General features: G+C 75.3%; 22 protein-coding genes. 9 read left to right on the top strand and 13 right to left on the bottom strand.

Going from position 1 to position 23,246, the window contains the following annotated elements; translation table 11 throughout:
• Positions 1-31: 31 nt before the first annotated feature.
• From AB0B76_RS32475 to AB0B76_RS32460, 4 genes are all read left to right on the top strand, one after another.
• Entirely contained in the window at positions 32-1,324 is a 1,293-nt protein-coding gene (locus tag AB0B76_RS32475; RefSeq protein WP_360382572.1) for an NAD(P)-binding domain-containing protein, read from the top strand.
• Positions 1,315-2,130 carry an SDR family NAD(P)-dependent oxidoreductase gene (locus AB0B76_RS32470; RefSeq protein WP_360382571.1) on the top strand — a complete coding sequence of 272 codons (816 nt, stop codon included), beginning with the start codon at positions 1,315-1,317 and terminating at the stop codon, positions 2,128-2,130. Before AB0B76_RS32475 ends, AB0B76_RS32470 begins: the two co-directional genes overlap by 10 nt.
• A gap of 206 nt (positions 2,131-2,336) precedes the next feature.
• Positions 2,337-2,789, top strand: a complete 453-nt coding sequence (locus tag AB0B76_RS32465) for a hypothetical protein (RefSeq protein ID WP_360382570.1) — start codon at positions 2,337-2,339, stop codon at positions 2,787-2,789.
• A 5-nt stretch (positions 2,790-2,794) separates the two neighbouring features.
• Entirely contained in the window at positions 2,795-7,561 is a 4,767-nt protein-coding gene (locus AB0B76_RS32460) for a DUF6531 domain-containing protein (protein ID WP_360382568.1), read from the top strand.
• Here the strand turns inward: AB0B76_RS32460 and AB0B76_RS32455 are convergent.
• The 7 genes from AB0B76_RS32455 to AB0B76_RS32425 form a co-directional block, all read right to left on the bottom strand.
• Positions 7,548-7,697, bottom strand: coding sequence for a hypothetical protein (locus AB0B76_RS32455; RefSeq protein ID WP_360382567.1), 150 nt, complete (start codon positions 7,695-7,697; stop codon positions 7,548-7,550). The two genes, AB0B76_RS32460 and AB0B76_RS32455, sit on opposite strands and share 14 nt — an antisense overlap.
• Positions 7,694-8,044: a hypothetical protein gene (locus tag AB0B76_RS32450; protein WP_360382565.1), complete on the bottom strand. Its 351-nt coding sequence runs from the start codon at positions 8,042-8,044 to the stop codon at positions 7,694-7,696. Before AB0B76_RS32450 ends, AB0B76_RS32455 begins: the two co-directional genes overlap by 4 nt.
• Positions 8,045-8,054: 10 nt before the next feature.
• Complete coding sequence (locus AB0B76_RS32445) at positions 8,055-8,357, bottom strand: DUF1905 domain-containing protein (RefSeq protein WP_360382563.1); 303 nt, start codon at positions 8,355-8,357, stop codon at positions 8,055-8,057.
• Between the two features lie 92 nt (positions 8,358-8,449).
• A complete protein-coding gene (locus AB0B76_RS32440) occupies positions 8,450-9,079 on the bottom strand; it encodes a pentapeptide repeat-containing protein (RefSeq protein WP_360382561.1) in 630 nt (209 codons plus the stop codon).
• The gene (locus tag AB0B76_RS32435; protein ID WP_360382560.1) at positions 9,076-9,813 is read right to left on the bottom strand and encodes a hypothetical protein; all 738 of its coding nucleotides are present in this window, start codon (positions 9,811-9,813) and stop codon (positions 9,076-9,078) included. The genes AB0B76_RS32440 and AB0B76_RS32435 overlap by 4 nt, the downstream gene beginning before the upstream one ends.
• A complete protein-coding gene (locus tag AB0B76_RS32430; protein ID WP_360382558.1) occupies positions 9,806-12,634 on the bottom strand; it encodes a hypothetical protein in 2,829 nt (942 codons plus the stop codon). The genes AB0B76_RS32435 and AB0B76_RS32430 overlap by 8 nt, the downstream gene beginning before the upstream one ends.
• Positions 12,631-13,638, bottom strand: a complete 1,008-nt coding sequence (locus AB0B76_RS32425; RefSeq protein ID WP_360382556.1) for a hypothetical protein — start codon at positions 13,636-13,638, stop codon at positions 12,631-12,633. The genes AB0B76_RS32430 and AB0B76_RS32425 overlap by 4 nt, the downstream gene beginning before the upstream one ends.
• 217 nt (positions 13,639-13,855) lie before the next feature.
• Between AB0B76_RS32425 and AB0B76_RS32420 the strand changes: the two genes are divergently transcribed.
• Complete coding sequence (locus tag AB0B76_RS32420; protein ID WP_360382554.1) at positions 13,856-15,304, top strand: hypothetical protein; 1,449 nt, start codon at positions 13,856-13,858, stop codon at positions 15,302-15,304.
• On the opposite strand, the gene AB0B76_RS32415 is transcribed toward AB0B76_RS32420, so the two are convergent.
• The 4 genes from AB0B76_RS32415 to AB0B76_RS32400 form a co-directional block, all read right to left on the bottom strand.
• Positions 15,231-15,923 carry a response regulator transcription factor gene (locus AB0B76_RS32415; RefSeq protein WP_360382552.1) on the bottom strand — a complete coding sequence of 231 codons (693 nt, stop codon included), beginning with the start codon at positions 15,921-15,923 and terminating at the stop codon, positions 15,231-15,233. The genes AB0B76_RS32420 and AB0B76_RS32415 overlap by 74 nt on opposite strands.
• Positions 15,920-16,969, bottom strand: coding sequence for a histidine kinase (locus tag AB0B76_RS32410; RefSeq protein WP_360382551.1), 1,050 nt, complete (start codon positions 16,967-16,969; stop codon positions 15,920-15,922). Before AB0B76_RS32410 ends, AB0B76_RS32415 begins: the two co-directional genes overlap by 4 nt.
• 104 nt (positions 16,970-17,073) lie before the next feature.
• Positions 17,074-18,075 (bottom strand): pyridoxal-phosphate dependent enzyme, encoded by a 1,002-nt coding sequence (locus tag AB0B76_RS32405; protein WP_360382549.1) that lies wholly within the window; start codon positions 18,073-18,075, stop codon positions 17,074-17,076.
• A 7-nt stretch (positions 18,076-18,082) separates the two neighbouring features.
• Entirely contained in the window at positions 18,083-18,484 is a 402-nt protein-coding gene (locus tag AB0B76_RS32400; RefSeq protein WP_360382547.1) for a hypothetical protein, read from the bottom strand.
• Between the two features lie 78 nt (positions 18,485-18,562).
• Between AB0B76_RS32400 and AB0B76_RS32395 the strand changes: the two genes are divergently transcribed.
• Positions 18,563-18,979, top strand: coding sequence for a MarR family transcriptional regulator (locus tag AB0B76_RS32395; RefSeq protein ID WP_360382546.1), 417 nt, complete (start codon positions 18,563-18,565; stop codon positions 18,977-18,979).
• Here AB0B76_RS32395 and AB0B76_RS32390 read toward each other — a convergent pair.
• Positions 18,959-19,231 carry a hypothetical protein gene (locus AB0B76_RS32390; RefSeq protein ID WP_360382544.1) on the bottom strand — a complete coding sequence of 91 codons (273 nt, stop codon included), beginning with the start codon at positions 19,229-19,231 and terminating at the stop codon, positions 18,959-18,961. The genes AB0B76_RS32395 and AB0B76_RS32390 overlap by 21 nt on opposite strands.
• 283 nt (positions 19,232-19,514) lie before the next feature.
• On the opposite strand from AB0B76_RS32390, the gene AB0B76_RS32385 reads away from it, so the two are divergent.
• Genes AB0B76_RS32385 through AB0B76_RS32375 form a run of 3 tightly spaced genes read left to right on the top strand, consistent with a single transcriptional unit; the run spans position 19,515 to position 22,448 of the window.
• Positions 19,515-20,111: an NAD(P)H-dependent oxidoreductase gene (locus tag AB0B76_RS32385; RefSeq protein ID WP_360382543.1), complete on the top strand. Its 597-nt coding sequence runs from the start codon at positions 19,515-19,517 to the stop codon at positions 20,109-20,111.
• A gap of 22 nt (positions 20,112-20,133) precedes the next feature.
• Entirely contained in the window at positions 20,134-21,234 is a 1,101-nt protein-coding gene (locus AB0B76_RS32380) for an AAA family ATPase (RefSeq protein ID WP_360382542.1), read from the top strand.
• A complete protein-coding gene (locus AB0B76_RS32375) occupies positions 21,231-22,448 on the top strand; it encodes a cytochrome P450 (RefSeq protein WP_360382541.1) in 1,218 nt (405 codons plus the stop codon). Before AB0B76_RS32380 ends, AB0B76_RS32375 begins: the two co-directional genes overlap by 4 nt.
• On the opposite strand, the gene AB0B76_RS32370 is transcribed toward AB0B76_RS32375, so the two are convergent.
• A complete protein-coding gene (locus AB0B76_RS32370) occupies positions 22,372-23,175 on the bottom strand; it encodes an SGNH/GDSL hydrolase family protein (RefSeq protein ID WP_360382539.1) in 804 nt (267 codons plus the stop codon). The two genes, AB0B76_RS32375 and AB0B76_RS32370, sit on opposite strands and share 77 nt — an antisense overlap.
• Between the last annotated feature and the right edge of the window lie 71 nt (positions 23,176-23,246).

Raw genomic sequence — 23,246 nt, 5'->3', positions numbered from 1 at the left:
TTCACCGATACCCCGGCGCATTATCCATCAGGTGTTGGATAAACCGGTCGTCGTCATCGGCGCGGGCCCGGCCGGCCTGGCCACGCTGAAGGCCCTGCGCGACCAGGGCGTGCCGGCGGTCGCCCTCGACGCCGGCGAGCGGCCCGGCGGCCTGTGGGTGCTCGGCGCGCCCGGCTCGGCGGCGTACCGCACCCTGCACCTCAACACCAGCCGCACCCGCACCGAGTTCGCCGACTTCCCGATGCCCGCGGACTGGCCCGACTACCCGGACCACGCGCGCATCGCCGGCTACCTCGCCGACTACGCCGCCGCCTTCGGCCTCACCGACGCCATCCGCTTCGGCACCCCCGTCACCCGCGTCGAGCGCGGCTGGCGCGTCACCACGGCCGCCGGCGAGACGCTGGAGGCCCCGGCCGTCGTCGTCGCCACCGGCCACAACGCGGTGCCGCGGCTGCCGTCGCCGATGTACCCGGGCCACTTCGACGGCGAGGTCATGCACAGCCACGACTACCGCGGCCCCGAACAGCTCGCCGGCCGCCGCGTGCTCGTCGTCGGCGGGGGCAACTCGGCCATGGACATCGCCGTCGACGCCTCCCACGCGGCCGCGGCCACGCTGCTGTCGCTGCGCCGGGGCGTGTGGATCGTGCCGAAGCACCTGCTGGGCCGGCCCGCGGACACGCTCAACGGCGCCCTGGCGCGACGGCTGCCGTGGCGGCTGCGGCAAAGGATCAGCGAGCGGCTCCTGCGCCTCGCGGTCGGGCCGCCGCAGCGCTACGGCCTACCGGTACCGGCGCATGGTTTTCTGCAGGATCACCCGACCCTGTCGGACGGACTGCTGGCGCGGATCACGCACGGGGAGATCGGCGTGCGGCCGGGCATCGAGCGCCTCGACGGCGAGGCGGTGCGCTTCACCGACGGCCGCCGCGACCCGGTCGACCTCATCGTGTGGTGCACCGGCTACCGCGTCGACCTGCCGTTCCTCGACCCGGCGCTGCTGTCCCCCAGCGCCGAGACCATGCCGTTGTACCAGCGGATCTTCCACCTCGACGCGCCGGGCCTGCACTTCGTGGGCCTCATGCAGTCGACGGGCGCGGCCCTGCCGGTCGTCGAGGCGCAGGCCCGGCTGGTCGCCGCCTTCCTGGCCGGACGCTACGCCCTCCCGCCGCCGGAGCAGCAGCGCGCGGCGTGCGCCCGGCAGCTGCGGGCGGCGCGGGACCGCTGGGGCGAGCGGAGGCCCGCGATGCGGATCGACTTCGACGCGTACCTGGCGGAGGCCGCAACGGAGCTCCGCACACGGCACTCCGGAGGTGTGACATGGCGCTGACGCTGCACGGCCGGCGGGTCCTGGTGACCGGCGCGTCAGGCACGTTCGGGCGCGCGCTGACGGCGCGGCTGCTCGCGGCCGGGGCCCGGGTCGTCGGCCTGGACCTGGTGCCCGGGCCCGCCGGTCCGGCGCCGATCCTGCCCTGCGACCTGACGTCCGACGCGGCGGTACCGCCCGCCGTCGCCGAGGCCGCCGGCCGCCTCGGCGGCCTGGACCTGCTCGTGAACAACGCGGGCGTGGGCGGCCCGGCCCCGGCCGAACTGCCGCCGGGCGCGGAGGTCCGCCGCCAGCTGGAGGTCAACCTGCTCGCCGCCTGGCGCACGACGGCCGCCGCGGTCCCGGCCCTCGAGGCGTCCCGCGGCCGCGTCGTGTTCGTGGCGAGCCGCATGGCCGTGCTGCCGCTGCCCCTGGCCGCCGCGTACGGCGTGAGCAAGCGCGCCCTCACCGCCTACGCCGACGCGCTGCGCCTGGAGGTGGGCTCGCACATCGGCGTGAGCGTGGTGTACCCGAGCATGGTCGCCTCCCCCATCCACGACGCGACGGCGAGCGCGGGACTGTCCCTGGAGGGGGTCTCGCGCTACGAACCGGTGGACGGCGTGGTGGACGCGATCCTGCGCGCGGCGACGGCCCGGCGCTCCCCGCGCGACGTGGCCACGACCGGGCGCGGGCGGGTCGAGCTGGCCCTGGCCCGGCATCTGCCGTCGCTGGCGGCGGCGATGGTCACGCGGACGGTGCGGGCGCGGCTGGCCGCGGGCGACCTGGACGGCGCCGAGCTCGCGGAGGGCATGCGCCGCCGCGCCCGGTGACCTCGGCCAGCCCGCCGTTGATGATCGACCGGACCGGCTGGATGGCCGAATTGGCCTGATCGGCGGAAAGTGCACGTCCCGACATCGGGGGCCCCTTCGGTCGAATGGCAAGAATCGTCCCGACGGCACCAGCGAGCATTGTTGCGGTCGCGGCGAGCGCCCTATATTGAACCCTCAGGCGGCGCAAACCGGCCGAAGGGAGCACGATGCCGGATCTCGGTGCAATCCATGAGAACGTTCGTTTCGACTGGGCCGCCGCCGACCGGCTCGCGGGCGAGCTCCGGGCGTCCGCCGACGTGCTGACAACGCAGGTCGGTTACCGCAACACGATCGCCGCGCAGGCCCGGCAGGAGTGGCGCGGCGGCTTCGCGGAGCAGTTCGACGGCCGGATGGGCAGCTGCACCGGCGACGCCCAGCGCCTGGCCACGGCCCTGCTCCGGGCCGCCGACCAGGTCGACGAACTGGCCCGGACGGCCCGCCAGGAGCAGGATCGCCGGGAGCAGGCCCGGGCCTGGGAGCAGCGTCAGCACGATGAGGGCAACTCCGAGACATTCAAGGACTTCTTCACCGGTGAACACGACGGGCCACCGGTTCCGCCGCCGGTGGAACCGCCGAAATTCGTCATTACCGAAACCGCCTGCTCGACCCGGAACGGTTAATACGAATGGCTACGAGCTCCGCCCGACCGGACGATCTCGACGCATTTGCACAACGCAGCCGAAATGCCGACGAGGAGCTGCGCGGACATTCCGGGCGACTCAACTCCCTGTACGCGGATTTCGCCGCCCGGACCGGCTGGGGCCGGCTCGAGGCCGAATCGCTGCTCGCGGCGGTGCACAGCTACGTCGACCTCAACGAGCAGGACGCGCGGTGGGTCGCACGGATCGCCGAGGCGTTCCGCATCGCCGGCGGCGGCCACGGGCCCGCGCGCCTGCCCGACGCGGCGATCCAGGCCACTCTGGGCGCGGCCGGCCTCGACGGCGGGCGCGCGGCGGTCACCTTCGACGACCCGGTCGCGTACGGCACGCCGCCGGCCACCGGCTACGCCGACGACCCCGTCAACACCGCCAGCGGCAACTTCGTCGAGGTCGAAACGGACCTGGTGCACGGCGGCCGCGACGCGCTGCTGACCCTCACCCGCACCTACAACAGCCGCAGCGACCGCACCGGCCCGTTCGGGCCCGGATGGTCGTCGTGGGCGTCGGTCCGCCTCGCCAACCGCCCCGACGGCCTGGAGTACGAGGGCCCGGACGGCCGGCGGGCGCTCTTTCCCCGGCTCGGCGACGGCTACGACATGGTTGCCGGCGTGGCCGCGCGGCCCCGGATCGCCGACGACCGGCCGGTACTGGAGTGGACCGGCGGCCGCCGATGGGAGTTCGGCGCCGACGGCCGGCCGATCCGGCTCGACGAGGGGCCGGGCACCGAGGTGCGGCTCATCTACGCCGGCGGGCGGCTCACCGGCCTGACCGGCTCCGGCGGCCACACCGTGACGCTGACGTGGGAGGGCGAGCGCATCGTCGCCGCGGCCTCCAGCGACGGGCGAGCGGTGACGTACTCCTACGACGAGCGCGGGGCGCTCGTCGGCGTCGACGCGCCGGGCTCGTCGCGCGCATACGAGGTCGACGAGGCCGGGCGAATCCTCTCGGTCCGCGACGGCGACGGCGTGGCCCAGATCCTCAACGTCTACGACGCCGAGGGCCGGGTCCTCCGGCAGACCTCCGCCTTCGGGCGCCGCAGCCGGTACGCCTACCTCCCCGGCCGCGTCACCGTCGTGGCCGGCGAGGGCGACGACGAGCCGGCCGACACCTACGTCCACGACCGCGCCGGACGGTTGCTGAACCTGGTCGACGCCCACGAACACCGTTTCTCGGTCACCTACGACCCCCGCGGGAACCCGGTGACGGTGTCCGAGCGGGACGGATCCGTGACGGTCAACGAGTGGGACGAGCGATCCCGGCTCGTCCGGCAGGTCCGCCCCGGCGGCGGCTCCATCGCGCTGCGCTACGACGATCACGACCGGGTCGTCGAGGCGACGGGCGCCACCGGCGGGCGCACCCGCCTGCGCTACGACGGCGACGAACGCGTGCCCTGGGAGATCACCGACGCCGAGGGTGGCGTCACCCGGCTGCGGGTCGCGGGCGGGCTCGTCCACGAGGTCACCGACCCCGACGGCGTCCGGACGAGGTTCCGGTTCGACCACAACGGCGAGGTCGTGGCGATCACCGACGAGGACGGCAACACCGCGACGCTGGAGCGCGACGCGGCCGGCCGGGTGACGGCGGTCGTGACCCCCGAAGGCCGGCGCACCACCCTGGAGTACGACCGGCACGGGCGGCTGACGCGGCGACGGCCGCCGTCGGGCAGCACGTGGCGGTACGAATACACGCCCGGTGGGCGCCTCGCCGCGGTCGTCGAGCCCACCGGGAACCGGCGCGAGTTCACCTATGGCCCGCACGGCCACCCGACGGCGACGGTGGACGGGCTGGGCCGGGTCATGACCCGGGAGTACGGCCCGCTGGGCAACGTCACCCAGGTCACCGGGGCGAACGGCGCCCGGTGGGAGCTGCACCACGACGGCATGTCGCGGCTCGTCGCCACGGTCGACCCGACGGGAGCGGCGTGGCGGTGGGAGTACGACGCCAACGGCAACGTCGTCGCCGAGACCGACCCGACCGGCGTCCGCCGCACGATGACGGTCGACCCGGCCGGGCGCCCGGTCACGGTCCACGACGGGCTGGCGGCGTGCGCGTACGAGTACGACGCGGACGGCCGGCTGCTCGTGGAGCGGCTCGCCGACGGCACGCACACCCGCGCCGAGTACGACCGGTGCGGCCGTCGCGTCGCCGTCGCGAACGCCGCCGGCGGCATCACCCGGTTCGTCTACACGGCCGGCGGCCGGCTCGCGGAGGTCACCCGGCCGTCGGGGCGCGTCGAGCGGTACACGTACGACCGCTGCGGCCGCCTGGAGTCGCACACCGACGGCGCGGGCCGTCGCACCCGGCGGCGGTACGACGCCGACGGGCTGCTCGTCGAGCGCGTCGACGCCGCCGGTACGGCCGAACGGTTCACCTACGACGCAGGCGCCCGGCTCGTCACCGCGACCGCCCCGGGCCGCGGCACCGTCCGCTACACCTACGACGACGCCGACCGGGTCGTGGCGGTCACCGACCGGCTCGCCGGGGCGCGGCGGTTCGAGTACGACCCGGCGGACCGCCTGACCGCGGCCGTCGACGCCAACGGCGGCCGGACCGCCTACCGCTACGACGACGCCGACCGGCTGGTCGGGGTGGTGGACGCGCTCGGCGGCACCGTCGTGCGCCGGTACGACGAGGCCGGACGGCTCGTCGCGGAGACCGATCAGCTGGGCCGCACGGTCACCCTGAGCCGGGACGCGGCGGGGCGGCCCAGCGGGTACGCCGACGCGTCCGGCCACGAGCTGCACTGCACCTACGACGCCGCGGGGCGCCTCGACTCGTTCGCCGTCCCGGGCCACCCGCCGGTCACCGTCCGGCGCGACGCGCTCGGACGCGCGGTCGAAGTCAACGAGCCCGGCCTGTTCCTGCACCGGCTGCGCTGGGACCACGACGGACGGCTCGTCGAGCGCCGCCGCGACGGGCTCGCCGAGCGATGGACCTACGACGCCGACGGGCGCCGTACCGCGATGGTGTACCCCGACGGCTCCCGCACGAAGTACACGTACGACGACGGCGGGCTCGTCGCCGGGCTGCACCATCCGGCGCTGGGCGCCCTGACGCTCGAGCGGGACCCGGCGGGCCGCCTCCTGCGGGTCACCGGAGACCGGCTGCGGCAGTGGTGGCACTACCGCGACGGCGACCTCGTCGGGCACCGGGTCGAGACCGACGGCGTGGTCCGGTTGACGGAGCTGTTGCGGGACCCGGACGGCCGGGTCGTGGCGAGCAAGGCCGACGGGGTCACGCTCCGCTTCGGCTACGACCCGGCCGGGCAGCTGATCTCGGCCGGCGACGCCACGTACGCCTACGACGCCAACGGCCGCCTCGAGCTCGAGCGCGGCCCGGCAACCGAGGTCCGCTACCGGTACGATCCGGCCGGGCAGCTGCTGGCCCGCCTCGAGGCCGGCGCCGAGACGACGTACGCGTACGACGCCGCCGGTCGCCGCACCCTCGAGCGGACCGGCGAGTCGTCCCGCGCCTACGACTGGGACGCCGCCGGTCGCCTGACCGGTGTCCGTGACTCCGGCGGCGCCACCGTGCCCGTCACCGTGGATGCGCTCGGCGAACTCGCCGAGGTGGGCGGGGTCGCGCTGCTGTGGGACTCGGCCGATCCGCTGGCCCCGCTCTCGTTCGTCGGCGACGTGGCCGTCGTCGGCCTGGGCACCCCGTGGGCGCTCGCCACCGCCACGGACGCGCTCCGGCTGCGGCCGGGCTGGCAGGGCACGGTCGGCGGGCCGCGTGACGCCTGGGGGGCCGGCGCCGAACCCACGCCCGCGCCGCAGGTCGGCCCCTGGGGCGAGATCGAGTTCGGCGGCCTGGTGTGGCTACGGCACCGGGTCTACCAGCCCGGCACCCGCGCGTTCCTGCAGCCCGACCCGCTCGACCCGGTGGCGGGCACGGCGGTCGCGGGCAACCCGTACCACTACGCGGGCAACAGTCCGCTCGCGCTCGCCGACCCGCTCGGGTTGCGGCCGGTGACGGACGACGAGCTGCGGCAGTACCGCGACCGCATGGGCCGCAACCTCTGGGACCGCACCGGCGACTGGATGGACGACAACTGGAAGTACCTGGCCGGCGGGGCCATGGTGCTCACCGGCGTCGGGACCCCGGTGGGCCTGGCGCTGATGTCGGCCGGCTCGAACGTCGTCATCCAGGAGGCCTTCACCGGCGACGTCAACCGGTGGATGGCCGGCGCCACCGGGGCGCTCGGCGGATTCGCGTCCATCAGCGGTGGCATGGCGGTCTCGGCGGGCATCGGCGCCATCACCAACGGCGCCTACAGCGGCCGGGACTACCTGGTCACGGAGGATCATCCCACCGCCCGCGGGTTCATCGCGAACGTGGCGGGCGGCGGTCCCGGCGGCGTCTCCGGCCCGGTCGGCGGCACCATCGCGAAGAACGCGCTCGGCAAGGCGGCCCGGGGCTTGACCGCCAAGGGCGTCACGGTCGCGCTCGGCAGCGGCGCCGACGTGGCCGGCACCGCGGTGCAGGACGTCTTGGCGGGCGCCCCGGTCCGGCCGGGCGACCTGGCGGTGTCGGGCTTCACCGGTGCCGTCGGCAACGCCGTCGCACTGCCGATCAGGACGGAGGCGATGAGCTCGGTGCGTCAGGTGACGAACGCCGAAGGGGCGCCGCGCACCCTGCACGGCATGTTCAACCCGCAGGGGAGGAACACCGTTCGGCAGTGGACCGGCGGACTCGTCAGCTCTGCCGTGCAAAACCTGCTCAAGGGCGACTGATCTGCACCAGCTCCACGGTGCCGTTGGGGACGAGGTAGCCGCGGCCCGGGTCCATCGCGACCGGGCGCGCCGGCGACCGGCCCCGCAGCGGCGCGCCGAGGGTCCGCACGCCGCCGGCCTGCCGCCGAGCGGTCACAGCCGGGCGGCCACCACCACCGCCAGCAGGCCCACGACCCACAGCGCCATCGTCCGCCGGGCGAGGGTGGCCTGGCGTTCGCGGTCCCGGGCCCGCAGCAGCCGGACGCCGTAGACGCACGCGGCGACCAGCACCGCCGAGCCGGCGACCCAGACCCCCCGGCCCGAGGCGTGGAACAGGTGGGCGGCGCCGGCCAGCAGGGCGATCCACGTCGTGGCGAGCGACAGCCAGGCCGGGGCCCGGCGGGCCTCACGCCACGGATCGCGGCGGAACTCCGGGTCCACGGCGGCACTCCCTGGTAGATCATGATCGGCGAACCGGTCCAGGGTGCCGCGAGAATTGCTCACATTCAAGTGCTTACGGCGTGTCGACCAGCTCGATCGTCACGGTGGCGCGGTCACCGATGCTCAGGCGCCGGGCGGTGCGGACGGCTTTCTTCAGCGGCAGCACGTACGCGCCGTCGCTGCCCGGGAAGATCGAGGTCCTCCACGCCGTGGTGCCGATCTGCGCGCGGACGCGCACGGAGCCGAAGCCGCGCCGCGTGCCGGTGGTCAGCTCGCGGATCTCCTCCGACGGCTCCGGCGGGAGGCTGACGAACACCCAGGACTCCCCGGGGCGGGCGTCCCACTCCCAGAGCTCGGCCTCGAACTCGACGATCACGCGCCCAGCATCACACACCGAGCCGTCGGAAGAGTGCCTCGGCCGGACCGGCCGCGCGTTTCGCGTCGGTCGCCTTCCGGTCCTCGGCCCGGCTACGCCACGTCGACCTGGGCGGACTGGGCGGTCAACCACGCGGCCAGGGCCGGGCCGGACAGGACCTCGCCGCCGATCGCCGCGGCGCCCGTCACGCGGCCCGTGGCGCCGGTCAGGGCGGCGCCGTCGAGACGGGCGCCGGACAGGCACAGCGGGGTGCGGGCGGTGCCGAGCACGCAGTGGCGCAGCGAGGCGCCGCGCAGGTCCGCGCCGCGCAGGTCGGTGCCGATGAGCGTGGCCGAGTTGAGCAGGGCGTCGCGCAGGTCGGCGCCCGTGAGGACGGCGGCGACGAGGTCGGTCGCGAAGAGGTTGGCGGCGCGGAAGGCGGCCCCCGGGGCGTTGACGCGGTCGGCGCGGGCTCGGGTCAGGTCGGCGCCGGAGAGGTTGGCAGCGGTCAGGTCGGCGCCGGAGAGGCGGGCGCGGCCGAGGTCGGCGCGGACCAGGCGGACGCCGGTCAGGGTGGCGCCCGTGAGGTCCGCGCCGCCGAGGTCGAGGCCGGTGAGGTCGGCGCCGCGCAGGTCCGCGTTGGCGCCGCCGAATGGGCCGGGCGCGGACAGGTGGCGCTCCAGGTCGGCCCGCGTGCATGCGTCGGTGGGCCACGCTACGGGAGTCCGGCCGTACGTCGTCATTCGAACCGGACCCGGCCCGCCCAGTCCGGGCGCTCGTCCGCGCGGCGGCGGGCGTCGGCGTTCGCGTCCTTCGACAGGCCGCTGGTGTCGACCACGACGTTCAGGCCCTTCGCCAGGGCGCCGTCCAGCTGGTTCTCGAAGATGTCGCCGTCGTAGCGGCCCGGCTGGTCGTCCGGCATCCGCTCGCCCGCGTTGGGGCCCGAGCCGAAGATGTCCGCCGGGGACTGGATGTCCCAGCCCTGGCCGGCGCCGTCCACGAACTCGCCGAGGTCGCGCTCCAGGCCCGGGCCGGCTCCGCTCAGTTCCGTGGCGCCCTCGACCGCGTGGACGGCCTCGGCCAGCGTCTGCCCCGCGCCACCGTCGAGCGCGGCCATCGCGGGCGCCGCGTCGCCGAGCGAAGGCGCCGCATCCCCCAACCCCGGAACGGCCGAATCCCCAAAACCGGGCGCCGCATCCCCCGAACCGGGAACGGCCGAATCCCCAAGAGCAGGCGCCGCATCTGCCGGACCGGGAACCGACGAGTCGGGGGCGTCCGGCAGAGGGGTCGAGTCGCCCCGGAACGGCACCGTGTCCCGGCCGCCGCCCATGCCCGGCGCCTCCCCCAGCCCTGCCGCACCCTCCAGCGGCGACTGCGGCAACGAGTCGGTCCCCCGCGCCGGCACGGTGTCACCGCCCGCCGCGCCCGCCCCGGACTCCGGCTGCAGGGGCGTCAGGTCGCCGAAGCGGTCACTCACCGCCGTCCACCGCCTTGCGCACGTCGCGGGCCCAGTTCACCGAGGACCGCCGGTCGTTGTCGGTCCACACCGCGGGCGGGTACCGCCGCCGGAACGCGTGCACGAACACGCACACACGGTAGTCCTGCCGCCAGGCCGCCGCGTCGGCCCCGGACGGGGCTGGCGGCGGGTTCCCGCCGAGGTCGTCGAGGCGCGAGGCGATCGAGCCGAACCACGCCGACGTCCCCATCGACCCGAGCAGCCGGCCCGCGGCGTCCTTGCCCTCGGCCCCGCCGAGCACCGACTCGGCCCGCGGGCGGAAGGCGCAGCGGTGCCGGCACTCGACGCACTCCGCGTAGGGCGCGAGCGCGTGGTCGACGCTCGGCTCCGCCGCCCGCCAGGCCTCGAACCGGGCGTTCACCATGACGTCGTCGGCGAGCGGCGCCTCGGGCAGGCCCCGGCGCGCCGCGTCCTGGGCGCGCACGTCCGGTACCGCCACCAGCACCGCCTGGTCGAGCGCGTTGTGCGACACGATGGCCTCGAACGGGCGCAGGGCGGCCGCCGACTCGATCTGGTCCTCGTGCATGCCCATGGTCGAGCCGAGCAGCTCGCGGTCCTCCTCGGCGGAGGTCCGGTGCATGATCTTCAGGTTCGTGATCTTGTACGCGTCCTCGGCGACCTTGCCCACCTGCTGGTCGATGAGCAGGTACGACTGGCGGTACTTGCGGTCCTCGGCGAGCCCCTGGGCGATGCGCTCGGCCGCGAGGGCCTGGGCGTTGCCCTCCTTCTGGTCGCCGGCGCCGTTCTGGGGCGTCGCGCGCGGGAAGACGCGGTGCGCCTCCTCCAGCAGTACCACGTGCGGGGTGTCGGAGGAGCGGCGGTGCTGGCGGTACCAGCCGCGCATCGCGGTGACGATCAGCAGCGTGATGAGCGACTGCTCCTTGGCGTTGTCGCCGACGCCCGCGAGCTCGAAGACGACCGGGCGGCGCATGAGGGTGCCGATGTCGTACGAGCGGCGGCAGTTCAGCGTCGTGCCGCACGCGCCCTCGACGAGCGCCTCGGCGCGCAGGCGGGCCGCGGCGTCGATGTTCGCGTGGGTCTCGCCGGCGTACCCGAGCTGCTCCACGACCTCCGCGAGGACCCCGGCGAACTCGGGCAGCACCGGCCACCGCTCGCCGTCGGCCGGCCGGGCGCGGTGCGTGGCGTGGAAACCGCGGCGCCGGTACGTCTCCACGAGCGCGCGGCGGTACAGGAACGGCAGCGGGTCCCAGAGCCCGAACGCGGCCTCGAAGCAGGCGAGCAGGTTTGACACGTGGGAATTCACGGTCGCGCCGTCGGGGACCTGGAACGGGTTGAGCCGCAGCGGCGCCACCTCGTCGTCGCCGACGGTGAACACGAGCAGGTCGTCGAAGTCCTCGAGGGTGGCCAGCCAGCGGTAGTCGTCCAGGGCCGAGTTCACCGGCTCGATGACGGCGAACGGCACGCCGTGGCCGCGCAGCTGCCGGCACAGGTGCAGCGCGGTGTTCGTCTTGCCGGACCCGGGCGTGCCGACGATGAACCCGTGCCGCGGCAGGTCCGCGACCGCGAGCCCGACCTCGCCCCCGGTGCTCGCGCCGGGCTGGCGGCCGAGCAGCAGCGCCGGGCCGCTCGGGGCGTTGACGACCCGGACGGGATCGCGGGGCGCGACGACCGGGATGCCGGGGGTGTGCCCCTCGAGCGCGAGCGGGAGCCGGAAGAGGCTCGCGGCCTCGTCCCGGTCGACGAGCAGCCGCAGCTGGCGCAGCGCGTCGCGGGCCGAGGCGCGGCCGGGCACGGACTCGGCCCGCAGCACGGCGTCGAGCTCCCCGCCGCCCCACTCGAACGGCTGCAACGTGGTGAAGGCGCGCACGAGCGCGTCGTGCTCGGCCGGGCCCGCCGGGCGGGCCACCGTGTGTCCACTGAGGACGGTCTGCGGGTCGTCGCGGTCCGGCTGGGCCTTCGGCGCGGGGCTCAGGGTCGCGGCGACGTGCCCGGCGAGGGTCTCCGGCAGCGGCTCAGGGCTGGCGATGGTGACCGCGAAGCGGAAGGCGCGCCCGTCGTAGCGCCGCAGCGCGTCGAGGTAGTAGGGCTCGATGACGACCGCGCCGCCGTCGGCCGGCATGCGGATCTGGCCGCCGACGTCGGCCGGGATCTCGTTGGGCTGGGCGAGCCGGCGGTACCGCGTCGTCTCCGTCTCCAGCAGCCGGCGCAGCGCCTGCGGCACCGCCCCGGCGGTCAGCTCCACCGACAGGGCGAGCGGCGACGGGTGCAGCCGCACGGCCTCGAGCAGGCTCTCCCACCCGTGCGGCTGGCGGCCGAAGGGCTCGACGGCGATGTACGCGGGCACGCCGGCGTCGACGCGCTCGGGCCGGGCCAGCCGGATGCGCTTGTGCACCTGGGCGAGGCCGCCGGGCGCGGGCACGAAGGGCGAGAGCACCTCGCGGACCCGTTCGGCCTCGAACAACGGCTCGGCCCGCACGTGCTCGGGCAGGTTCGCCAGGGTGGCCGCGAGCGAGCGGGCGGCGGCGAGGGCGCGGTCGGCGTTCGGCTGCTCGACCCGGCCCAGCAGGTACACCTCGATGCGCCCGGGCTCGAGGTGCAGCAGGCGCAGGGCGACGGACTCGGTCTCCGGCAGCGCGAGGAACTGCCCGAGGTAGGCGGCCTGCTCACCGACGGCACGAGCGAGCCGCTCGGAGACGTCCAGACGGGCGTACTCCGAGCGGCGCGCGAGGTCGACGGCGGCGGTGACCCGCAGCGCGACCCAGCCCCAGACCCGGCCGGGCCCGTTGAGCAGGTACGGCGCGGGGACGAGCGCTCCGGTCACTGCGGCGGCTGGGTTCCGTAGTACGGCGGGCCGGACGCCGGCGGCGCGCTGCTGGGCGGTGCGCTGCTGGGCGGTGCGCTCGTCGGGTAGCCCGGCTGCACCTGGGGCCAGCCGCCGGTCACCGGCGGCTGGTGCGTCGGGACGACCATGGCGGGGGCTATGGCGGGCGGCGCGATCTGGCTGCCGGGCGGCATCGGAGCCTCGGGCGTGGTCGCGACGAGCCGGTTGGTCTCCTCGGTCGCGGCGAGCCCGGCGATCGCCGACTGCACGCCGAGGCGGGTGATGCTGTGCGTGATCTCGCGCAGCGCCCGGATGCGGCCGCCGTTGATGGCGGAGCGGTACGAGGCGCCGCCGGCCATGGCGCGGAACCCGTCGCGCAGCGCGTGCCCGATCAGGATGATCGTCGAGCGCGAGCGCCACATGGTCCAGCCGAAGTACAGGTCGGTGCCGTAGGTCTGCACGGCGACGAGCGACTGCAGCCGCGTGTCGCCGAACGACATGAGGTACTGCCCGGCGATGCGCACCGGCGCCATCGGGAACGGCAGCGCACGCTGGGCCGCGGACTGCAGCATGTACCCGTACACCGCCGGCGCGGCCGCGGCCCGGTTCTCCACGAGCAGTGCGTACTCGGCGATCGGCTCCTTGATCGGGAAGAACAGCACCACGATCCAGGCGATGAACGCCAGCGCGATGACGATGGCCGGCACCAGGAAGGAGGCGCCGCCGACCGCGGTCAGCGTGTCCACGTCCTGGGCGTTGGAGCCGATGTTCGCGAACAGGCCGCAGGTGCAGCACACGATGACGAACGTGACGAGCGACAGCACCAGGGCCACGTTCGCGGCTCGCACCGTGTGCGGCCGCAGCTGCTTCCAGGTGACGCTGTCGTCGGCGAACTCGTCGGGCTCGGCGTACGTGACGCGCGCGTTGCGGTAGGCGGCCTGCACGTTGTGCATCGCCTGCTCCCAGGGTTCGCCGCCCGCGCCGCCCCAGCCCTGCGTACCCATCGAACTCCCGGTGGTTTCGGCGTGACGCGCGGTAGGTCGCGCGGTCTCGTCGGTCAATCTATGGAAGCCGCGGGCACCGTCACAAGTCCGGCACACGGAATCCGGCGTTCTTCGCCCCGTTCGGTGCGGCCGCCTCAACCGGTCGGCGCCACCCCCGGTCCGTTCGCCGGACCGGATCCGCGAGCGGGGTTGCCGGGCGGGCCTAGGCTGTTCGTCGATGCCTCCGCTGCTCGTGTCGCTCGGATACGCGGTGCTCGTCGTGGCCGGCTATCTGGGTTTCGTGCGTCTCGTGACCGCGCTCCGCTCGCGGCCGCGGGCCATCGTGCCCGGGCCCCCGACGCCGGAGCTGCGCGACGAGCCGCCGGCCGTGGTCAACCTGCTGGTGAACCGGCTCCAGCCGACGCACGGGGCCAGCGCGACCCTGCTCGACCTGGCCGCCCGGCGGGCGCTGGAGCTCTTCGCGACCGGCGACACGGTGCGGGTGCGGGTCCGCGGGCCACGGCCGGACGGGCTCGCCCCGCACGAACAGCGCGTGCTCGAGCGGGTTGCGCGGGTGGCGGGCGATCAGTCGGTACCGCTGGAGCTGCTCCTGGAGCGGCACGCCGCGGGAGGCCGGCGGTGGCTCGGGTGGCTGGCCCGGGAGGTGCGCTTCGAGGCCCGCCGGCTCGGGTTGGTCAGCCGGTCGGAGCGGTTCATGCCGATCGCCGCCGTGGTCGCGGGCGCGCTGCTCGCGCTGGCGGTCGTCCCGCTGATGCCGGCCGGCTCATGGCTGCCGGCGTGGGCGTGCCTGGCCGCCTTCGCGTGGCTGCCGCTGTTCCTGCTCGAGACGGTGGTCATCGACGAGCGCGACCGCATCACCGCCCAGGGCCGCGCGGTGGCCGCGCACTGGCTGGGGGTCGCGGCCTGGCTGCGCGCCCACGAGAGCCTGCGCGACCTGCCGCCCGAGGCGGTCGCGGTCTGGGACCGGTACCTGGCCTACGGCGTCGCCCTCGGCGTGTTCCGGCACGCCGCCGACGTGCTGGACTTCGAGACCGTCGGGCGCGACGACGAGCTGTGGTCCGATGTCACCGGCACCGCCCGGCTCGTGCGGGTGCGTTACCGGCGCCCCAGCCGGCTGCTGGAGCCGCTGGGCCGCGTCGACGCCCGCGCGCGGCTGATCTGGTCGGCCCTGTCGCTGCCGGTGTGGTCCCTGGTGGCCGGGCTGGCGCTGCGCGTCGACGCCCTCGCGCCCCGCACGGTCGTGCTGGCGCTGGCCGGGTTCCAGGTGCTGCGGCATCTGTTCCGCATCGCGCGCTCGGCCTACGAGCTGCTGCGCCCGGTCCGCCTGACCGGGACGGTGCTCGACGTGACGCTCAACAGCCGGGTCCCGGTCGACTCCATGGGCGTGGCCGACCTGCCCGCGTCCTACGCCTTCGTGGTCGACGACGGCACCGCCGACCGGCTCACGCCGTGGCTGGTGCACCGGGCCCTGGCCGGCGGCCGGGACCGCCGGGGGCCGAGCGGCGCGGACGACGACTTCCAGGGCCGGCTGGCCGCCGCGCGCCACCTCGGCTACGCGCCCGGCGACCGCGTGCACCTCGTCGGGCAGCGCTTCAGCCGGTACGTCCGCGAGCTGCGCCACGCGAAGTCCAGCCCGGCCGGACCAGGCCCGACTCGTAGGCGATGACGACCACGTGCGAGCGGTCGCGGGCGCCGAGCTTCGCCATCAGCCGCGACAGGTGGGTCTTCACCGTGGCGACGCTGAGGTACAGCCGCCCGGCGATCTGGTGGTTGCTCAGGCCCTGCGCGGCCAGCGCCATCACCTCGCGCTCGCGCTCGGTGAGCCGGTCCAGCGTCCCGGACGGCGGCCGGTCCCGGGCGTGGGCGGCGAACTCGCGCACGACCCGGCCGGTGACGCTCGGCGCGAGCATCGAGGCGCCCCCGGCCACCGCCCGCACCGCGCGCAGGAGGTCGTCGGGCTCGTTGTCCTTGACGACGAAGCCGCCGGCCCCGGCGCGTAAGGCGGCGAAGATGTACTCGTCGAGCTCGAACGTGGTGACGATGAGGATGCCCACGCCGGCGATGCGGGCGTCGGCGCGGATCGCCCGGGTCGCCTCGATGCCGTCCAGGGCCGGCATGCGCACGTCCATGACGACGACCTCGGGCCGCAGCTCGGCGGTGCGCCGCACGGCCTCGTGCCCGTCCGCGGCCTCCCCGACGACGCGGATGTCGTCGCTCTCCTCCAGCAGCGCCCGCAGCCCGGCGCGCATCATGGCCTGGTCGTCGGCGAGCACGACGCGGATCACGGCGCCTCCCCGTAGGGCAGCCACGCGCTGACCCGCACCCAGCCCCCGACGGACCGGGCCCGCTCCCGCATCCCGGCCAGGCCGTGCCCCTCGGTCACCTCGATGTCCAGGGCGTCGCGGCCGTAGCCGAGCCGGACGGTCGCCGATCCGGCCGCGGAGTGCCGGCGCACGTTCGTGACGGCCTCCTGCACGATCCGGTACGCGGCCAGGTCCACCGCGCTCGGCAGCGGCCGGGGCTCGCCGGTCGTGACCGCGTCGACCGCCAGCCCGGCCGCGGCCGACTGGGCGCGGAGCTCGTCGAGGCGGTCGAGCCCGGCCGGTGGGCGCCGCTCGCCGCCGGGGCCGGCCCGCAGCGTCGTGAGGATCGCGCCCAGGTCGGCCTTCGTGGCCCGGCTGACGTCCTTGATGGCGGCGAGCGAGGCGCGGACGCGCTCGAGGTCGCCGGAGCCGGGCTCGCGGTCGAGGATGCGCAGCGCGAGGTTGGCGTGCACGGTCACGAGGGAGACCTGGTGCCCGAGCACGTCGTGCAGGTCGCGGGCGGTGCGCAGGCGCTCCTCGGCGATCCGGGCCCGGCGCTGCTCCCGGGTGCGCTGGCCGCGCACGCGCGCCACCTCGCCGGCGGTGAGCACGAGCGCGAGCACGGCGGCGATCGCGGTCACGGCGACCGGGCCGGGGCCGTCCGGCCGGTCGAGCAGGCGGCCGAGCAGGACGTACCCGGCGAGACCGGCCCCGGTCGTGACCCACGCGGCGGCGCGGCGCTCGTGGCGCACCGCGGACACCATCGCCGCGCCGAGCGCGATCATGCAGGGCGCGTAGCGGTAGCCGAGCGCGAAGTACAGCGCGGGCGGGGCGAAGCTCGCGGCCAGGGTCAGGACCGGCGCCCGGTGGCGCCCGGTCAGCAGGGCCGGCCCGGCCAGCAGCAGCGCGACGGCGACGAGGTCGAGCGGGCGCCGCGGTGAATCCCGCTGCGTGGCCACGTAGACGGCGACGAGCTGCACCACCGCGACCCGCAGCGGCAGCCCCCGATCCCACCGCGACGCCTCCACGCACCGATGCTATGAGCGCGGGCGCGTTCTGGAAGCCCACCCCGGTCCCGTCCGCGACTACATCCGTGAGCGTATGTCGGCCGTTCCCGGCTACGCCCGCGGTACTACGCCCCGGCCGCGGCGGACCCCTCGGTCACGAGCAGGACCACGGTGGCGTCCGGCGGCAGCAGCGCCCCGGCCCGCAGGACATCGAGGGCGGCCAGCGGGGCCGCGCCGCACGGGCCCGCGTCGACGCCGTGCGCCGCCAGCTCCCGCCCGGCCGCGGCCGCGGCCCCGTCGTCCACGCTGACGCACGCGTCGAGGCCGGCGCGGATGTACGGCCAGGCCAGCGCCGACACGGTGCCGCAGTTCAGGCCGGCCATGATGGTCGTCGCGGTGGCCACGGTGACCGGCCGGCCGGCGGCGACGCTCGCCCGGACGCACGCGGCCGTGGCCGGCTCGACGCTCACGACCCGCACCGCGCCCGGGCGGCTGCGGTAGTGCGTCAGCGCCGCCTGCAGCAGGGAGCCGACGCCCGTGGGCACGAGGACCAGGTCCGGCTCGCCGTCCAGCTGCTCGTCGAGCTCGGCGAAGAGGGTCGAGTAGCCGTCGACGATCCAGGCCGGGATCTCCTCGTACCCCGCCCAGGCCGTGTCCTGCACCAGCAGCCCGCCGGGAGCCTCCGCCGCGGCCCGGACCGCGGTGTCGTAGTCGCCCGGGACGTGCACGACCTCGCCGCCCTCGCCGCGGATGGCCTCGACCGCGAACGCGGACACGCCGTCGGGGACGTAGATCGTCGCGCGGTGGCCGAAGGCGCGGGCGAAGTGGGCGACGGCGCGGCCGTGGTTGCCGTCGGTCGCGGTGACGATCGTGACCGGGCCGGCGGGCCGGTGCTCGCGCAGCGCCCGGTGGATGGCCCAGGACGCGCCGAGGGCCTTGAACGCGGGCAGGCCGAGGCGGTCGGACTCCTGCTTGGCGTACAGCCGCGAAATCCCGGCGGCGCGCGCCAGGGCGGGCAGCTCGGCCAGGCGGGTCGGCGCGTAGCCGGGCAGGCTCCGGTGGAAGTCCGGCACCGCGGCGGGCGCCGGCCGGCACGCCCATGCGGTGTTGCGGAAGGGGTTCTGCACCGGCCGATTATGCCGCCGGCAGCAGCGCGGTCGCCCGGTGCAGCACCGTGTCGAGCACGCGGCCGGCCGTCGCCAGGTCGGCCTCGGGCACGTCGCCCCAGAGCCGCTGGGTGACCTCGAGGACCGCGGCCCGGACCTCGCGCCACGTCTCCCGGCCCCGATCGGTGGCCTCCGCGGAGCCGTCGGCGCCGAGGCGCACCAGCCCCGCCGCGGCCAGCTCGGCGAGCAGCCGCCGCTGCGTGGCCGCGTCCACGTGCAGGGCGTCCGCGATCGAGCCGCGGCCGTTGACGGTCAGGGTGAGCGCGATCCACTGGTGCTCGGTGAGCCCGGGCCCGGCCAGCAGCCGGTCGAGGATCGCGTTGAGGGCCTTCTCGGTGCGCCCGATCAGCTGGGCGTCGAATGTCGGCATGTCCCGCCTCCATAGCGTTAGTGACACTAACGAAGCTAGACCGTTAGTCCCACTAACGCAAGTGCTATCGTTCCGGGTGTGAGACCGCTGCGCATCCTGCCGACCCGCCTGCTGTCGCTCGCCGCCATGCGGTCCGACCGGCGGGTGAACGAGGGCCTGGCGCGGGCCGGCGCGCGCAAGTGGCACTACGCGATGCTCGCCACGCTCGCCGAGTCCGGCCCGGCGAGCCAGGCCCAGCTCAGCGAGCGCACCGGCATCTTCCGCAGCGACGTCGTCGCGGTCGTCAACGAGCTGGCCGAGCGGGGACAGGTCGAGCGGGCCCCGAACCCGGCCGACCGCCGTCGCAACGTCATCACGCTCACCGCGGCCGGCCGCCGCCAGCTGGCCCGGCTCGACGAGCTGATCGCCGAGGCCGAGACCGACGTCTTCGCGGCGCTGACGCCCGCGGAGCGGCAGGAGCTCGTCCGGCTGCTGTCAGCCCTGGTCGGTGAATAGCCGCACGAGGTTGACGTAGTACCGCACGCCGACCTCGAGCGCGTCGTCGTCGAAGTCGTAGCCGGGGCTGTGCAGCGGCACCCCGCCGGCGCCGTTGCCGAGCAGCATGAATGTTGTGGATGCCGAACATCGCCTGCCGATCCGGTTGTCGATCCGGTCCAGGCCCCACGGCGGCCGGCTCTGCGATCCCTCGGTGTGCGGAGCCGAGTGCCCCGGCCCCGGCCCGTGCCCCTGCGGCGCGCGCAGCAGCACGTTGCGCTCGACGCGCGCGACCTCGGGAGCGGACGCGAGCTGCCGGGCGTGGGCCTCGTCGAGCCCGCCGATCGCGAACCCCTCGACGGCGCTGCTGTACTGCTCGCGGACCGTCCCGCCGAACCGCCGGGCAGCACCGCCGCCGCGAAAACGCCGACCTTACCGAGCACCCACATCATCCCGAGAGACGAATCGATCACTAAGCGTGACACTAGCAGGGCAGTGGCGGTACCACTCTCACCGCGGTCTGGTTGGGCATCCGTGATCGCGCGACGGTGGTGGCATGACCAACACGCACAGACTCCTGATCATCGTCGGCAGCGTCCGGGAAGGCCGCTTCGGGCCCACGGTCGCCGAGTGGGTCGCGGCGCAGGCCCGCACCCACGGCGCGTTCGCGGTCGAGGTCGCCGATCTCGCCGGCGTCGAGCTGCCGCTGGAACTGCCCGCGGTGTCGCCGAAGTTCGCGGGCGAGCAGTACCCGCGCCCGGCCGGGATGGCCCCGCTGACCGCCGCGCTCGAGCGCGCCGACGCGTTCGTGGTCGTGACGCCGGAGTACAACCACAGCTACCCGGCCGCGCTGAAGGCGGCGATCGACTGGCACTTCACGCAGTGGACGGCGAAGCCGGTCGCGTTCGTCAGCTACGGCGGGGCGGCCGGCGGGCGGCACGCGGTGCTGCACCTGGAGAACGTACTCACCGAGCTGCACGCGGTGACGATCCGCGACGGGCTGGCGTTCCCGGCGTACTTCCACACCTGGCGCGACGGCGAGCCGCTCGACCCGGAGGCCGCGGGCTACGCCAAGACGCTGCTCGACCAGCTCGCCTGGTGGGCCGGCGCCCTGCACACCGCCCGGGCCGCGGTGCCCTATCCCGCCGGATGACGGGCCGTCGTACCCTTCGGGGGTGACCGTCGCCGCGAGTCCGCCGCCGATCGCCTGGTACGGCGGGAGCTTCGTCTACTACGACGACGAGCCCGCCGCCGAGCCCGAGCCCGGCGAGCCCGAGCTCGACGCCGCCGCCGCGCTCGCCCGGGAACAGCGGCGGGCCACGCCGGAGCAGTTCGGGCCGGAGCCGGGCCCGCGCGAGCGCACCGGCGTGGTCCTCGGCCGGTTCCTGCCCGTGCACGAGGGCCACCGGTACCTCGTCGAGTTCGCCCGGGCCCACGCCGAGCGCCTGCACCTCTTCGTGCGCATCGCCGACGACGACCCGATCCCGTGGGAGGTGCGCAGCGGCTGGATGGCCGAGCTGTTCGCGGGCCTGCCGGTCACCGCGATCGGCGGCGGGCAGGACGAGTGGGTGCCGCGCATCCTGGCCGAGGTACAACCGGATTATCTCTTCAGCGCCGAGCTGTGGGGCCCCGGGTTCGCCGCGAAGCTCGGGGCCACGTTCGTCGGCGTCGACCGGCTCGCCGTCCCGGTCTCCGGCACGTCGGTGCGCAACGGGCCGTGGGACTACGAGCAGTACCTGCCGCCGCCGGTCCGGGCCTGGTACTCCCGCCGCGTCTGCCTCATCGGGGCCGAGTCCACCGGCAAGACGACCCTCGCGAAGAAGCTCGCCCGGCAGTTCGACACGGTGTGGGTGCCGGAGCGCCTGCGCACCCTCGGCCCGGACTTCGGCCCGGCCGACCTCGCCCTCGCCGCGCACGGCCAGCTCGCCGCCCAGGAGGCGCTCGCCCGCCGGTCCCGCCTCGCGGTGTTCTGCGACACCGACCTGCTCTCGGCGCGGCTGTGGAGCGAGCGGCTGTTCGGCACCGCCCCGGCGTGGCTGGTCGAGGCGGCCGAGCGGCCAAGCCAGGATTTGTACCTGCTGTGCGCTCCCGACGTGCCGTACTACGGCGACAGCCGGCACAACGCCCCGGCCGAGCGCCGCGAGTTCCACGCCGCCGTGGAGCGCGAGCTGATCCGGCTCGGCCGCCCGTACGTGGTGCTCGACGGCGACTTCGACGCGCGCTACCCGCGGGCGCTCGAGGCGGTGCGGGAGCTCATAGCGCCGCGCCGGCGATGACGGACCCGGTCGCCTGGGACGGCCGGCTCCGCCGGTTCATCGTGTCCGGGCACGCCGAGGTGGTCGCGGTGCTGCAGGACCCGGCGACGTTCTCGTCCGCGGTCGCGCCCGCGGTCCCCGCCGCCGACCGCGCCCAGCTCGCCGAATTCGGCGCGTGGTCGGCCCGCTGGCTGTTCTTCCTCGACCCGCCCGAGCACACGGCCCGGCGGGCGCCGCTGGCCCGCGCCCTCGCGCCGCACGCGATCGCCCCGCTGGCCGGGCCGATCACGGAGCTGGCCCGCGACCTCGCCGCCCGGCTGCCCGGGGCCGGGTTCGACGCTCTTGCCGCCTTCGCACACCCGCCGCCCGGGGCCGGGTTCGACGCTCTTGCCGACTTCGCACACCCGCCGCCCGGGGCCGGGTTCGACGCTCTTGCCGACTTCGCGCACCCGCTCGCCGCGCGGGTCATCGCCGGGCTGCTGTGCGCGCCGGGGCCGCCGACGGAGGCGTTCCTGGCCCGCGCCCGGATTCTGGAGCACGCCGACGCGTACGCCCGCGACCCGGACGCCCGCCGGGCCGGGCTGGACGCGATCGCCTCGATCACGCCGGGGTCCTTCTCGGACGACGCCCCCATCCCGTCGGCGTTGCGAGCGGCCTGGGGCGCGGCGGACGAGCACGTGCCCGCCCACAGCGTGATGCTGCTGTTCGCCGGCGTCGAGACGACCCAGAACCTGATCGTGAACACGCTGCACGCGCTGCTGAGCCGGGGGCTGTGGCCGGCCTCGGCCGCCGGCGCGGTCGAGGAGGGCGCGCGGTTCGCCCCGCCGGTCCTCGGCGTGCTGCGCCGCGCCACCCGCGACGCCGAGCTGGCGGGCCGGGCGATCCCCGCGGGCGCGGAGCTCGTGGCGATGACCGCCGCGGCGAACCGGGACCCGGCGCGCTTCGCGGACCCGGACCGCTTCGACGTGTACCGCCGGCCGAACCCCCATCTGTCGTTCGGCCTGGGGCGGCACTACTGCCCCGGCGCCGAGCTGAGCCGCCTGACCGCGCGCGCGGCGCTGACGGCCCTGCTCGACGCCTTCCCGCGGCTGGAGCTGGCCGAGCCCGACCCGCCGTGGCGGGACCATGACCCGATCATCCGCGCCCCGAAGCGGTTGCTCAGCCGGCGGCCGAGCGGAACACCGGGTAGTACCCGCCCGACTGGCCCGCGGCCGTCGGGTGGTACGACACCGTGAGGTTGACGTAGTTCAGCGCGTGCAGCCACTTCTCGCCGTAGCTGCACAGCTGGTGCCCGACGAACACGGACCGCACGTCGGCGAACGTGAACCCCGCCGCGGCGGCGGCCGACTTCGTAGTGTCGTCGAGCAGGTTGATGCCCTCGTTGATCTTCGCCCGCGAGTTGGCGCTCAGCCCCACACAGATCGTGCCGAGCTGGTAGAACACCGGGTACCCGACGACCACGACCCGCGCCGAGGGCGCCTTGGCCTTGATCCCGTTGTAGACCCCGGCGAGCTTGCCGGGCAGGTCGCTGCGCACCTTGGCCTCGGCCGCCGACACCGCGGCGACGCAGTCGGCCTCGCCCTGCAGCACGCAGGTGGTCATGATGCTGGTGAACCCGACGTCGTTGCCGCCGACGGTGACGCTCACCAGGGTGGTGCTCGTGGTGAGCGCGGACAGCTGCCCGTTCACCACGTCGGCGGTGGTGGCGCCGGAGCAGGCGACCGACTTGTAGGCGGCGGGCTTGACGTTGGTGTTGTAGAGGGCGGGGTAGGCGTTGGTGCTGCGCTGACAGGAGCCGCTCTCGGAGGTGTAGCTGTCGGCCCCGACGCCGGAGGCGTAGGAGTCACCGAGGGCGACGTACCGGTCGGCGGCGGCCGCACTGGCGGGCGCGGCGATGGCGAGCGCGACACCGAGACCGGTGGCCGCGCTGAGGACGAGGGAAACGAGACGGAATCTCCGCACGCCGTACTCCAGGGGTGAAGGAGTGAGTCGGGGAGATTGATATCAAACGATGACTAAGGAAGTGAAGATCG

The sequence above is a fragment of the Dactylosporangium sp. NPDC049140 genome, assembly GCF_040648435.1.
The sequence above is the reverse complement of the archived record's forward strand: the minus strand, read 5'-3'. Positions and strand labels throughout refer to the sequence as shown.

Bases quoted from the DNA above. Each gene is read 5' to 3' on its own strand.
- AB0B76_RS32470 (WP_360382571.1), top strand. From the start codon at position 1,315: ATGGCGCTGACGCTGCACGGCCGGCGGGTCCTGGTGACCGGCGCGTCA.
- AB0B76_RS32465 (WP_360382570.1), top strand. From the start codon at position 2,337: ATGCCGGATCTCGGTGCAATCCATGAGAACGTTCGTTTCGACTGGGCC.
- AB0B76_RS32460 (WP_360382568.1), top strand. From the start codon at position 2,795: ATGGCTACGAGCTCCGCCCGACCGGACGATCTCGACGCATTTGCACAA.
- AB0B76_RS32440 (WP_360382561.1), bottom strand. From the start codon at position 9,079: ATGACGACGTACGGCCGGACTCCCGTAGCGTGGCCCACCGACGCATGC.
- AB0B76_RS32425 (WP_360382556.1), bottom strand. From the start codon at position 13,638: ATGGGTACGCAGGGCTGGGGCGGCGCGGGCGGCGAACCCTGGGAGCAG.
- AB0B76_RS32420 (WP_360382554.1), top strand. From the start codon at position 13,856: ATGCCTCCGCTGCTCGTGTCGCTCGGATACGCGGTGCTCGTCGTGGCC.
- AB0B76_RS32400 (WP_360382547.1), bottom strand. From the start codon at position 18,484: ATGCCGACATTCGACGCCCAGCTGATCGGGCGCACCGAGAAGGCCCTC.
- AB0B76_RS32385 (WP_360382543.1), top strand. From the start codon at position 19,515: ATGACCAACACGCACAGACTCCTGATCATCGTCGGCAGCGTCCGGGAA.
- AB0B76_RS32375 (WP_360382541.1), top strand. From the start codon at position 21,231: ATGACGGACCCGGTCGCCTGGGACGGCCGGCTCCGCCGGTTCATCGTG.